Here is a 12,621-nt window from a genome sequence, read left to right on the forward strand (position 1 = left end):
GGTCGGAGGTCACCCGACGCGGGTGACCTCCGACTGCACGACGGCGACCTCGTCCTCGGCGGGCAGGCAGGTCTCGCCGGAGAAGTTGTCGGGCGTGGTGAAGATGCCCCGCGCCTGCACCCCCTCGCCGTCGCGGGCGACCAGGTGGTCCTTCCCGTCGTACAGGCTGACCTTGCCCTCCGCGTCGAGCCGGGCGCGGAACCCGGCCGGCCAGACCGGCCAGATCTCGCCGGACGGGTTCTTGAGGTAGACGCAGTGCTGCGCGTTGACCGCCAGCGTGCCCTGGATGGCCTCCGAGCCCGTGGGCTGCCCGGGGATCCAGTCACCGGTCGGCACCTTGATCACCGTGGCGGCGGTGTCGGTGCCCTCGGAGACGAGGGTGACCACACCGAAGGCGGCCGCGGCGATCAGCACCGGGATGACCACGGCCAGGATCATCCCCCGGCGCCCGAGCGCAGGAGGCTGGTCCCAGATCGGGTACGCCGACGGGGTCTCGGTGTCCGACTCGTCAGGCAAGGGACGCCAGGGCCGCGTTGAGGGTGGCCGACGGACGCATGACCGCGTCCGCCTTGGCATCGTCGGGCCGGTAGTAGCCACCGATGTCGGCGGGCGAGCCCTGGACGGCGATCAGCTCGTCCACGATCGCCTTCTCGTCGGCCGCCAGCCGCTCCGCCAGCGGCTTGAACGCGGCCGCCAGGTCGGCGTCCTCGGTCTGCGCGGCCAGCTCCTGGGCCCAGTAGAGCGCCAGGTAGAAGTGCGAGCCGCGGTTGTCGATGCCGCCGAGCTTGCGGGTCGGCGACTTGTCCTCGTTGAGGAACGTGCCGGTCGCCCGGTCCAGCGTGTCGGCGAGCACCGTGGCGCCAGGCGTACCGGCCTGCTCGGCGTACAGCTCGAGCGACGGCACCAGGGCGAAGAACTCGCCGAGGCTGTCCCAGCGCAGGTAGTTCTCCTTCACCAGCTGCTGGACGTGCTTGGGCGCCGAGCCGCCGGCTCCGGTCTCGAAGAGGCCGCCGCCGTTCATCAGCGGGACGACCGAGAGCATCTTCGCCGACGTGCCGAGCTCGAGGATCGGGAAGAGGTCGGTGTTGTAGTCGCGCAGCACGTTGCCGGTGACCGAGATGGTGTCCTCGCCCTTGCGGATCCGCTCCAGCGAGTACGTCGTGGCCGCGGCCGGCGCCATGATCTCGATGGTCAGGCCGTCGGTGTCGTGCTCCGGGAGGTACTCGTTGACCTTGGCGATCAGGTTGGCGTCGTGGGCGCGGGACTCGTCGAGCCAGAACACGGCCGGGGTGGAGGACGCGCGGGCGCGGGTGACGGCCAGCTTGACCCAGTCGCGGATCGGGGCGTCCTTGGTCTGGCAGGCGCGCCAGATGTCACCAGGCTGGACGTCGTGGGAGATCAGCACCTCGCCGGCACTGTTGACGACCTGCATGGTGCCCGCCGAGGGGGCCTCGAATGTCTTGTCGTGCGAGCCGTACTCCTCCGCCGCCTGCGCCATCAGGCCGACGTTGGGCACCGAGCCCATGGTCGCCGGGTCCAGCGCGCCGTGGGTGCGGCAGTCGTCGATGGTGGCCTGGTAGACGCCGGCGTACGACGAGTCCGGGATCACCGCGAGGGTGTCGGCCTCGTTGCCGTCGGGGCCCCACATGTGGCCGCCGCCGCGGATCATCGCGGGCATCGACGCGTCGATGATGACGTCGGACGGGACGTGCAGGTTGGTGATGCCCTTGTCGGAGTCGACCATCGCCATCGCGGGGCCGTCGGCCAGGCCGGCGGTGACGGCCGCCTTGATCGCGTCGCCCTCCGGGAGCGCGGCGACGGCGCCGAGGAGGCCACCGAGACCGTCGTTCGGGGAGATGCCCGCGGCGGCCAGCTGCTCGCCGTACTGCTCGAAGAGGGTCGGGAAGAAGGCCTGCACGACGTGGCCGAAGATGATCGGGTCCGAGACCTTCATCATCGTGGCCTTGAGGTGCACGGAGAACAGGACGTCCTCGGCCTTGGCGCGGGCGATCTGCTCGGTGAGGAAGCGGCGCAGCGCGGCGACGTCCATGAACGTGCCGTCGACGACCTCGCCGGCGAGCACCTTCAGGCCGTCCTTGAGCACCGTCTCGGTGCCGTCGGTCGCGACGTGCTTGATCGTCAGGGTGTCGTCGCCCGGGATCACGACCGACTGCTCGTTGGAGAAGAAGTCGTCCTTGCCCATCGTCGCGACGTTGGTCTTCGAGTCGGGGCTCCACTTCCCCATGCGGTGGGGGTGGGTCTTCGCGTAGTTCTTCACCGACAGCGGCGCGCGGCGGTCGGAGTTGCCCTCGCGCAGCACCGGGTTGACCGCGGAGCCCATGACCTTGCCGTACTTGGCGCGGGTCGCGCGGTCCTCGTCGGACTGCGGGTTCTCCGGATAGTCGGGGAGGTCGAAGCCCTGCTCCTGCAGCTCCTTGACCGCGGCCTTGAGCTGCGGCACGGAGGCGGAGACGTTGGGGAGCTTGATGATGTTGGCCTCGGGCGTCTTCGCCAGGTCGCCGAGCTCGGCGAGGGCGTCGTCGACGATCCCGAACTGGGCCAGGATCCGGCCGGAGAGCGAGATGTCGCGCGTCTCGATGTCCACGCCCGCCTTGCCGGCGTACGCCTGCACGATCGGGAGGAAGGAGTACGTCGCCAGCAGCGGCGCCTCGTCCGTGTGCGTGTAGATGATCTTGGCCATGGTCTGGGCGACTCCTGGATCTCGGCAGCGCTGGGGAAAGTTCCTTGACGTCAAGATACCTGACGTGGGCGGCAGAACCACCCTCGCACCCGGTGTCAGGCAGGTCTAGCCGGGGGCTCCCACGGGTATCGTGCTGTCGGCGCGTCCGACGGGGATGCTCGACCAGCTCGACCGAAGGGGCAGGACATGGCGGACTCCACCATCCGGCAGAAGCTCACCGCCGAGGTGCTCGGGACGTTCGTCCTGGTGCTCTTCGGCTGCGGCTCGGTCGTCGTCTACCAGACCGCGCAGGTCGCGAACGACGGACGGCTGCTGCCGTCGACGGTGACCACCGTCGGCCTGACCTTCGGCGTCGTGGTGATGGTGATGGCCTACGCGTTCGGCCGGGTCTCGGGGGCGCACTTCAACCCCGCCGTGTCCGTCGGTGCCGCGATGGGCGGCCGGATGCCGTGGCGGCACGTCGGTCTGTACGTCGTCGCGCAGCTCGTCGGCGCGATCCTCGGCGCCCTGGTGCTCTTCGTCCTGATGCAGGGCTTCGACTCGTTCAGCGCCGAGGGGCACATGGGCCAGAACGCCTTCGGCGACCAGGGCAGCGGCTACGCCTGGTGGGCGGCCTTCCTGCTCGAGCTGGTGCTCACCGCCGTCTTCGTGACCGTGATCCTCGCTGTGACGGACGAGCGCAACGAGCACCCCTCGCTCGCACCGCTGACGATCGGCTTCACGCTCGCTGCGATCCACTTCGTCGCGATCCCGGCCACCGGCACCTCCGTCAACCCGGCCCGGTCGATCGGGCCCGCGCTCTTCGCCGGCACGGACGCGATCGCCCAGCTGTGGCTCTTCATCCTGGCGCCGCTGGTCGGGGCGACCATCGCGGGCCTGCTCTACCCGATCCTGTTCGGCCGGGTCGGCGACGCCGTCCCCGGCTCTGGCATCAGCTTCAGCCGGCCACGGACGGCCGCGCAGGTCCCGGGCTACGCCGCGCCGGACCAGTACCAGCAGCAGTGGAACCAGGACCCCGCCCCGATCATCCAGGACGGCTGGCAGTGGGACCCGGCCGGCCAGCAGTGGCACCCGGTCGGCTCCACCCCCGAGCAGTGGCAGGCGCAGCAGGCGGCCGAGCAGGCGGGCGCGCCCTACGCCGAGGAGGTCGTGGTCGAGGAGACGATCGTGATCGCGGACGAGCCCACCGACGCTCCGCTCGACGGTCCCGGCCCCGACGACACCCAGATCCGACCGCCCAGCTGACCGGCTGAGCGCTAGCCGGAGACGTCGCTCAGCCGCACCGTGCGGCCGGGTCGCTGCTCCTCCACGAGGCCGAGGCCGCGCGACCAGTACTGCTCGGTCGGTCCGCTCGCCCCGAGGTCCGAGGTGACCTCGGTGACCAGCAGGTCGTCGTACGACCCCGCGGGGACCGTCGCCGAGCCGCGCAGGGAGGTCACGGTGGCGACGTCCTCCACGACGCCCTCCTGGAGGGCGAGCCGGTAGCCGTCGCCGACGCGCGGGTCGGCCGGCATCGCCAGTCCCGCCTCGGCGCCGTCCGCGCCGGCCGTCCACTCCCCCTCGCGCCCGAACCACCACACGTTGCCGTCGGCGTCCTGCGCGAACCAGTCCGTCGTCGACGTGCCGGACTCGGTGCTGACCCGCGCCGTCGTCGCCACGCCCTCGACCTCGGGACCGGGCGCCACCGCGACCGTGAGCCGGTGCCCGCCGACGACGTCCACCACGTCGTAGGTCCACGTGCGCCCGGCCGGGAGTGGGAGCCAGGGGTTGTCGACCCCGGCGACGAAGTCGCCCGGGTCGGGGGACGGAGTCGGGATGGTCAGCTCGTCGATGCCCGACGGCGGGCTCGAGACCGAGGCGCTGCCGCAGCCGCCCAGGACGGGGACCAGCACCGCGACCAGGGCGATGACCACCCGGGCGCGCACCGTCATGGACCCCAGCATCGCAGGGGGCCGCGCCGCTGCTAGCGTCGGGATCCGGACATCCACCGTTCCTCACCACCCCCTGTTCGTCGAAGTTGTCAAGGAGTCGTCGTGAGCTCAACCCCGTTGAAGGTCGCCGTCACCGGCGCCGCCGGTCAGATCGGCTACAGCCTGCTCTTCCGTCTCGCGAGCGGGTCGCTGCTGGGCGACCGCCCGATCGAGCTGCGGCTGCTGGAGATCACCCCGGCCCTGAAGGCGCTCGAGGGCGTCGTCATGGAGCTGGACGACTGCGCGTTCCCGAACCTCGCCGGCGTCGAGATCGGCGACGACGCCGAGACGATCTTCGACGGCGTCAACCTGGCCCTGCTCGTCGGCGCCCGCCCGCGCGGTCCCGGCATGGAGCGTGGCGACCTGCTGTCGGCCAACGGCGCGATCTTCACCGCGCAGGGCAAGGCGCTCAACAAGGTCGCCGCGGACGACGTACGCATCGGCGTGACCGGCAACCCGGCCAACACCAATGCCCTGATCGCGATGACCAACGCGCCCGACATCCCGCAGGAGCGGTTCTCGGCGCTGACCCGCCTCGACCACAACCGGGCGATCTCGCAGCTCGCCGCGAAGACCGGCGCCGCCGTGACCGACATCAAGAAGATGACGATCTGGGGCAACCACTCCGCGACGCAGTACCCCGACATCTTCCACGCCGAGGTCGGCGGCAAGAACGCCGCCGAGGTCGTGGGCGACCAGGCCTGGATCGCCGACACGTTCATCCCGACCGTCGCCAAGCGCGGCGCCGCGATCATCGACGCCCGTGGCTCGTCGTCGGCCGCCTCGGCCGCGTCGGCCACCGTCGACGCCGCCCGCGACTGGCTGCTCGGCTCCCCCGCCGACGACTGGGTCTCGATGGCGGTCGTCTCCGACGGCTCGTACGGCGTGCCCGAGGGCCTGATCTCGTCCTTCCCCGTCACCACCAAGGACGGCGACTGGTCGATCGTGCAGGGTCTCGAGATCGACGACTTCTCGCGCGGCAAGATCGACGCCTCGACCGCGGAGCTCGCCGACGAGCGCGCCGCGGTCACGGAGCTCGGCCTGATCTGACGCCAGACGGGTCGTCCGCCTCTCACGGGTCTCTGCACCCTCGAGAGGCGGACGACCCATTTCTGCGTCTACAGGCCGGGTTGGTCGGGGATGGAGCCGGCCAGCAGGATCAGCGCGACCCCGGTGGCGATCAGCAGGAAGCAGTCCCACCAGCGCTTGCGTACGGCGAGCATGCCGGCGTCCTTGGCCGGGAGCACGGCGCGGACGAGCGCCGCGAACAGCAGCGCACCGCCGAACCAGCGCACCCCGAGCCGCCACTCGCCGGACGTGACGATGCCGAGCGAGATCGCGACGACGGCGACCACGACGATGTAGAACGCGCCGCCGATCGTCGAGGGGTAGCGCCGTCCGCCCTCCTCGACCCCGTCGCCGTCGCCCTCGGCCGAGGCGGGCATCTCCTCGTGCGGTGGCTCGAGGTCGTTCACGACACCTGACGTTCGGCAGCGGTCACGATGTTGGACAGCAGCATCGCGCGGGTCATCGGCCCGACCCCGCCGGGGTTGGGCGAGACCCAGCCGGCGACGTCCCACACGTCGTCCGCCACGTCGCCCGCGATCTTGCCGTCGACCCGCGAGACGCCGACGTCGAGGACGGCGGCACCGGCCTTGACCATGTCGCCGCGGATGATCCCGGGCACGCCCGCGGCGGCGACGATCACGTCCGCGGTGCGGGTGTGCGCCGCCAGGTCGCGGGTGCCGGTGTGGCACAGCGTGACCGTGGAGTTCTCGGACCGGCGGGTGAGCAGCAGCCCGAGCGGGCGGCCGACCGTGAGACCACGACCGACCACGACCACCTCGGCGCCGTTCAGCTCCACGCCGTGGCGGCGCAGCAGCTCGATGCAGCCGATCGGCGTGCACGGGAGCGGACCGGCCTCGCCGAGCACCAGCTTGCCGAGGTTGGTCGGGTGCAGTCCGTCGACGTCCTTGTCCGGGTCGACGCGCGAGAGCAGCCGGAACTCGTCGAGCCCGGTCGGCTGCTGCACCAGGAAGCCGGTGCAGCCCGGGTCTGCGTTCAGACGGTCGATCTCCGCCTCGACCTCGGCCTGGGACGCGGTCGCCGGCAGGTCCACCCGGATCGACTCGATGCCGATCTCGGCGCAGTCCTTGTGCTTGGCGCCGACGTACCAGTGCGAGCCCGGGTCGTCACCGACCAGGACCGTGCCGAGGCCGGGCACGACGCCCTGCTCGCGGAGCTTGGCCACGCGTTCGGTCAGCTCGATCTTGATCGCCTTCAGGGTGGCGGAGCCGTCCAGCTTCTGTGCAGTCACGGGGTCATCCTGCCGTTCGGTGATCAGTGGAAGAAGTGTCGGGTGCCGGTGAAGTACATCGTCACGCCCGCGGCCTTCGCGGCCTCGATGGTGAGCTCGTCGCGCACCGAGCCGCCGGGCTGGACGATCGCGGTGACGCCGGCGTCGATCAGGATCTGCGGGCCGTCCTCGAAGGGGAAGAACGCGTCGGACGCGGCCACCGAGCCTGCGGCGCGCTCCCCCGCCCGCTCGACGGCGAGCTTGCACGAGTCGACCCGGTTGACCTGACCCATGCCGACGCCGACGGAGGCGCCGTCCTTGGCGAGCAGGATCGCGTTGGACTTCACCGAGCGGCAGGCCTGCCAGGCGAACGCCAGGTCCGCGAGCACCTCGGGCGAGGCCGCCTCGCCGGTCGCGAGGGTCCAGCTCGACGGGTCGTCGCCCTCGGCGTCGACGTAGTCGCGCTGCTGCATCAGCAGACCGCCCGAGATCGCGCGCATCTCGACCTCGCCGGTGCCGAGCGGCTCGCAGACCAGCAGCCGGATGTTCTTCTTGGCAGCCAGGACCTCGACCGCACCCTCGTCGTACGCCGGAGCCACCACCACCTCGGTGAACACCTCGGCCACCTGCTGCGCCATCTCGACCGACACGGGGACGTTGGTGGCGATCACGCCGCCGAACGCGGAGACCGGGTCGCACGCGTGCGCCTTGCGGTGCGCGTCGGCGACGTCGGTGCCGACCGCGATGCCGCAGGGGTTGGCGTGCTTGATGATCGCGACGGCGGGCTCGGCGAAGGTGTATGCCGCGCGCCGGGCCGCGTCGGAGTCGAGGTAGTTGTTGTAGGACATCTCCTTGCCGTGCAGCTGCTCGGCCTGGGCGAGGCCGGTCCCGAAGCCGTTGAGGTAGAGCGCGGCGCTCTGGTGCGGGTTCTCGCCGTAGCGCAGCACGGTCGACTTGTCCCAGGTGCCGCCGACCCAGGCCGGGAAGAGCTCGCCGTCGGAGGTGTCGGTGAGCACGTTGCCCATCCAGGACGCCACCGCGACGTCGTACGTCGCCGTGTGGACGAACGCCTCGGCGGCGAGCTGCTTGCGCTGCTCGAGGGTGAAGCCACCGTCGCCGAGCGCGGCGACCACGTCGGCGTACCGCTCCGGGGAGGTGACGATCGCGACGGACGGGTGGTTCTTGGCAGCCGCGCGGACCATGGACGGGCCACCGATGTCGATCTGCTCCACGCACTCGTCGGGCGTCGCGCCGGAGGCGACGGTCTGCACGAAGGGGTAGAGGTTGGAGACCACCAGGTCGAAGGGCTCGACGCCGAGCTCCGCGAGCTGCTCGACGTGGGAGTCGAGCCGGCGGTCGGCGAGGATCCCGGCGTGCACGCGCGGGTGCAGCGTCTTGACGCGCCCGTCGAGGCACTCGGGGAAGCCGGTGAGGTCCTCGACCTTGGTGACCGGCAGGTCCAGGCCGGCGATCAGCGCCGCCGAGCCGCCGGTGGAGACGAGCTCGACGCCGGCGCCGTGGAGCGCCCGGACGAGGTCCTCGAGCCCGGACTTGTCGTAGACGGAGACGAGAGCACGCTTGATCGGGATGCGTTGGTCGGACACGAGCACTCCTGCTGAGTCGGGTGGTGAGGAGCACCCAGGCGGTCGATGCTCCCGACGTCACTCCCTGGTGGTGGTCCCACCTTCGCCAGTCGTGTGGCGTCAGTCTAGAGGGCCGAGGCGACCCATCCGGACCCGGCGCCCCTCGACCACGAAGCCGTCGCGCGCCATCCGGCCGACCGAGGCGACGAGCATCGTGCGCTCGGCCCCCTTGATCCGCTCGTGCAGCGTCTCGACGGTGTCGTCCTCGGCCACCGGCACGGTGGCCTGGGCGATGATCGGGCCGGTGTCGACGCCCGGGTCGACCACGAAGAGCGTCGCGCCGGTGACCTTCACGCCGTACGCCAGCGCCTCGGCGGGCCCGTGCATCCCGGGGAACGACGGGGACAGCGCGGGGTGCGTGTTGACCACCTTGCCGCCGTAGAGCCCGAGGAAGGTGGTGCCGACGAGCTTCATGAACCCGGCCAGCACGATGATGTCGGGGTCGTACGCCGCGACCGCGCCCGCGAGCGCGGCGTCCCACTCCTCGCGGCTCTCGAAGTCCGCGAGCTTCACCGAGAAGGTCGGGATGCCGGCCCGCTCGGCGCGGGCCAGGCCCTCGATGCCGTCCCGGTCCGCGCCGACGGCGACCACGCGGGCGCCGTACGCCGGGTCGGCGGAGGCGTCGATCAGGGCCTGGAGGTTGGTGCCGGCGCCCGACACGAGAACGACGACGGCGGCTGGCTCGGGCACGCGTGGAGTCTAGGGCGTCGGCGCGTGCCGGCGCTGCCACCAGGTCATCGCCAGACCGCCGACGACGCCGCCGAGACCGAACGCCGTCACCGCGTGCACGAGCACGTCCATCGCGTCCGGCCCGACCGCCCGCATCCGACCGGGTCCGGCGGCCCCGCCGGCGACGGCGGCCAGGATCCCGAGCAGCAGGCCGGCGGTCACGCCGCCGACGCAGCCGCGCAGGGCGCCCTCCTCCCACCGCAGGGTGGGCGTCCGGCGCTGGGCCCGGGCCGCAGCCACGGCGGCGACGAGCGGCGGCACGGCGACCAGGTAGGTCGCCCACGCCGGCGTCGCCCCGTTGTCGGGCAGCGCCGCGAGCAGCGGGAACATCGGGACCGGTCCGAGCGAGACCAGGGTCGGCGAGACGACCGTGCCGGTGCCGACCAGGAAGCCGGGGCCGAGCAGGTAGCTGCCGGTGAAGATCGAGGCGTTGGGGACCAGCATCGCGGTGAGGAGGGTGTAGACGGTCGCGTCGCCGGCGCCGAGGTGCAGGCGCGACATCACGCTGGCCGCCGTACCGAAGTCGACCGCGAGGGCGACCAGGAAGACCGCGGTCGAGACGACCAGGAAGCCGCCCAGGATTCGCAGGCCGCCGGCGAGCGCGGCGCGCAGCCAGGGCGGGACGACCGTCGCCCAGATCGCCAGCCGGCCGGAGCCGGTCGCGACGCCGGACCAGCCGAACGCGGCGGAGAGCAGGAAGGACCAGCCGACGACCCGGGCCAGGGACGGTGCCGTCTCCGGGGTCGAGGCCACGACGCCTGTGACGATCGCCACCAGGAGGTAGCCGGCCGTGAAGACCGACGCGGCCATCGGGACCGTCCAGTCCCGCTCACCGTCGGCGATCCGGTCGGCGTCGGGACCGTGGCCGGAGATCGCGTCGCCGACCCGGTGCCCGACCCGCCAGCACGACCACGCGCAGAGGGCGGTGATCCCGAGCGGGACCAGGGTGACGGCGACGCCGTCGACGCGGATTCCGGAGCCGTGGGCCAGCAGCCAACCGAGCGCCCCCACGCGGAGTCCCCCGCGTGGAGTTCCGTGTGCACCCGCGTCGGCGAGGAACCAGCCCACGACCCCGACCGCCAGGCAGATCAGGAGGGTCGCCCCGGCCGCGACCACGCCGCCGAGGAGGGCGACGGGCACCAGCGGCGACCGGTGCCGCGCCTCGGCGGCACCCCGGCCGCGAGCGGCCGAGGCCGGTCCGGTCGAGAGCGATCCGGGGAGCAGCGACGTCATGGTGTCGCCATCATTGCCCGCCGCGGGCGCCGGATCCGGGCGCACACGCCGAATCGGCACGGATCAGGGCCTCCGGCTACCGTGGACGGCGCCATGACCGACCCCGACGAGTTCGACCAGTTCTACAAGGACGTCCGCACCCGCCTGATGCTGCTGACGTACTGCCTGACCGGCGACCTCCCGTCCTCGCGCGCGGCGGTCCGCGACGCCTTCGTCGTCGCGTGGCACCACTGGCGCAAGGTCTCGCGGGTCGAGGACCCGGAGGCGTGGGTGCGCGAGCACGCCTGTCGGCACGCCGTACGCCGGCACACGGCGAAGCTGTGGCACCGCGAGAAGAACCTCGATCCCGAGGTCAAGGCCACCCTCGGAGCGCTCGGCCGCCTGACGATGACCCAGCGCCGGGTGCTGCTGGTGACCGAGCTGACCAGCAGCTCGCTCAACGCGATGGCCCGCGAGGTCGGGCTGCCCCGCACCGAGGCCGAGCGCGAGCTCCAGAGCGCGACCTCCACGTTCGCCCTGCACCGCGAGGTCCCCACGACCGAGGTCCGCGCCGTGCTCGAGGCGGTCCGCAGCCACGTCGAGACCAACCGCTGGCCCCGCCCGACCATCCTGCGCCGGGCGGGTGCCACCCGCCGGCGTACCCACACCGTGATCGGCGTCGCCGCGACCGCGGCGGCACTCGTCATCGCCGGCACCCTCGTGACGGACGCCGACGGCGTCCGGCCCACCCTCGCCGGCGAGCGGGTCGAGCCGGACCACTCGTCGGGCCCCTCGGAGCCGACAGCGGTCGACCTGCCCGAGGAGACGATGCTCGCCGCCGACAGCGTCAGCCGGGTCATCGCCACCCAGGGCGGCTGGACGGTCGCGAGCACCGACGACAACTCCGCCGGCAACGGCAAGGCCGTGACGTGCCAGCAGACCAGGTACGCCGCACCGCGCAACCGGCCGGACTCCGCGGTGTTCCGCACGTTCGCGCCCCAGCAGGAGACGAAGGGCAAGAAGGCCGCCCCCGTCGTCGCGCAGACCGCCGAGGCGGCCCACACGGTGCGGGCGGCCGAGCGCAGCTTCGACACCGCGGTCGGCTGGTTCGCCGCCTGCCGGGACAACCGGGCGCAGCTGATCGAGACCTACGAGCTCTCCGGCGTCGGTGACGAGGCGATGCTCTTCACCCTGAACACGAGGTCCGAGCCGGACTCCGACATCGTGGCCGCGGTGGCCCGCACGGGCAGCTACACGACCACGACCGTCAGCACGAGCCCGGCCGGCGACGGCCCCCGTCCCACCGCCGTGGCCCGGCTCCTCGGCACCGGCGTCAACCAGCTGTGCGAGCTGCCCGAGGGCGGCGCGTGCACGACCGACCCGACGCCGCACGTCACCACGCCGGTCCCGGTCGCCCAGGTGCCCGGGATGCTCGACGAGGTCGACCTGCCGTCCGCCGCCGGGGTCGATCGGCCCTGGGTGGGCACCGAGCCGCGCCGGGCGCTCACCAACCCCGCCGCGACCCACTGCGACGGCACCGACTTCAACGCCGGCGGGATCAGCAACAACGTGACGCGCACGTTCCTGGTGCCCGAGGCCAAGCTGCCCGACGAGTTCGGGCTCACCGAGACGGTCGGCACCCTCCCGGCCGGCAAGGCGAAGGCCCTGGTCGCCGACGTCCAGGACAAGCTGGACCGCTGCTCGAAGAAGCAGATCGGCACCCGGGTGACCCGGCTCCGCAACGTGGAGAAGGGTGGCACGGAGCTCACCGTCTGGCGGGTGAGCACGGAGGTCACCGACGACAAGACGATGAACTTCCTGATGGGGATCGTCCGCGACGGCACCGCGGTCGCCCAGGTCGGCTTCGTGCCGGTCAAGGGCGTCACCATCGACCAGGACGCGTTCACGGCCCTCGCCCAGCGCGCCCTCGACCGCCTCGGGGACATGCCCGCCCCGCGGTCGGGCTGACCTCACGAACTTTTCCCGTCTCGCGTGCAACCGTGGGTCCCGCTCGGGCGTATCCCCCACGATCAGCAACCCTGCTGACCTGACGAGACGGGACCAGAGTCG

General features: G+C 72.1%; 11 protein-coding genes and 1 riboswitch. Of the genes, 3 read left to right on the forward strand and 8 right to left on the reverse strand.

Annotated elements, in window-relative coordinates:
• Positions 1-9 precede the first annotated feature (9 nt).
• Together ASC77_RS07840 and ASC77_RS07845 are read right to left on the reverse strand one after the other, a co-directional pair.
• A complete protein-coding gene (locus ASC77_RS07840) occupies positions 10-516 on the reverse strand; it encodes a hypothetical protein (RefSeq protein ID WP_056150778.1) in 507 nt (168 codons plus the stop codon).
• Positions 509-2,701, reverse strand: a complete 2,193-nt coding sequence (locus ASC77_RS07845; RefSeq protein WP_056150779.1) for an NADP-dependent isocitrate dehydrogenase — start codon at positions 2,699-2,701, stop codon at positions 509-511. The genes ASC77_RS07840 and ASC77_RS07845 overlap by 8 nt, the downstream gene beginning before the upstream one ends.
• Before the next feature lie 186 nt (positions 2,702-2,887).
• Between ASC77_RS07845 and ASC77_RS07850 the strand changes: the two genes are divergently transcribed.
• On the forward strand, positions 2,888-3,946 hold the full coding sequence (locus ASC77_RS07850) for an MIP/aquaporin family protein (RefSeq protein WP_082574576.1): 1,059 nt from the start codon (positions 2,888-2,890) through the stop codon (positions 3,944-3,946).
• 11 nt (positions 3,947-3,957) lie between these two features.
• Here ASC77_RS07850 and ASC77_RS07855 read toward each other — a convergent pair whose 3' ends face one another.
• Positions 3,958-4,632, reverse strand: a complete 675-nt coding sequence (locus ASC77_RS07855) for a hypothetical protein (protein ID WP_156390993.1) — start codon at positions 4,630-4,632, stop codon at positions 3,958-3,960.
• A gap of 102 nt (positions 4,633-4,734) precedes the next feature.
• Here ASC77_RS07855 and ASC77_RS07860 point away from each other — a divergent pair, with 102 nt between their 5' ends.
• Positions 4,735-5,721 carry a malate dehydrogenase gene (locus ASC77_RS07860; RefSeq protein ID WP_056150783.1) on the forward strand — a complete coding sequence of 329 codons (987 nt, stop codon included), beginning with the start codon at positions 4,735-4,737 and terminating at the stop codon, positions 5,719-5,721.
• A 68-nt stretch (positions 5,722-5,789) separates the two neighbouring features.
• Here ASC77_RS07860 and ASC77_RS07865 read toward each other — a convergent pair whose 3' ends face one another.
• The 5 genes from ASC77_RS07865 to ASC77_RS07885 all read right to left on the reverse strand — a co-directional run bounded on the left by ASC77_RS07865 (position 5,790) and on the right by ASC77_RS07885 (position 10,572).
• Positions 5,790-6,146, reverse strand: coding sequence for a DUF3017 domain-containing protein (locus ASC77_RS07865; RefSeq protein WP_056150785.1), 357 nt, complete (start codon positions 6,144-6,146; stop codon positions 5,790-5,792).
• Positions 6,143-6,988: a bifunctional methylenetetrahydrofolate dehydrogenase/methenyltetrahydrofolate cyclohydrolase gene (locus tag ASC77_RS07870; RefSeq protein WP_056150787.1), complete on the reverse strand. Its 846-nt coding sequence runs from the start codon at positions 6,986-6,988 to the stop codon at positions 6,143-6,145. The genes ASC77_RS07865 and ASC77_RS07870 overlap by 4 nt, the downstream gene beginning before the upstream one ends.
• 23 nt (positions 6,989-7,011) lie before the next feature.
• Positions 7,012-8,571, reverse strand: coding sequence for a bifunctional phosphoribosylaminoimidazolecarboxamide formyltransferase/IMP cyclohydrolase (gene purH, locus ASC77_RS07875; protein ID WP_056150789.1), 1,560 nt, complete (start codon positions 8,569-8,571; stop codon positions 7,012-7,014).
• A 25-nt stretch (positions 8,572-8,596) separates the two neighbouring features.
• Positions 8,597-8,674: riboswitch (ZMP/ZTP riboswitch) on the reverse strand.
• On the reverse strand, positions 8,671-9,300 hold the full coding sequence (gene purN / locus ASC77_RS07880) for a phosphoribosylglycinamide formyltransferase (protein WP_056150791.1): 630 nt from the start codon (positions 9,298-9,300) through the stop codon (positions 8,671-8,673). Its footprint overlaps the riboswitch before it by 4 nt.
• 9 nt (positions 9,301-9,309) lie before the next feature.
• The gene (locus tag ASC77_RS07885) at positions 9,310-10,572 is read right to left on the reverse strand and encodes a DUF6350 family protein (RefSeq protein WP_056150793.1); all 1,263 of its coding nucleotides are present in this window, start codon (positions 10,570-10,572) and stop codon (positions 9,310-9,312) included.
• A gap of 93 nt (positions 10,573-10,665) precedes the next feature.
• Here ASC77_RS07885 and ASC77_RS07890 point away from each other — a divergent pair, with 93 nt between their 5' ends.
• Positions 10,666-12,519, forward strand: a complete 1,854-nt coding sequence (locus ASC77_RS07890) for a hypothetical protein (protein WP_056150796.1) — start codon at positions 10,666-10,668, stop codon at positions 12,517-12,519.
• Positions 12,520-12,621 lie beyond the last annotated feature (102 nt).

Origin of the sequence: Nocardioides sp. Root1257 (genome assembly GCF_001425175.1) — a bacterium.
GTDB lineage: Bacteria > Actinomycetota > Actinomycetes > Propionibacteriales > Nocardioidaceae > Nocardioides.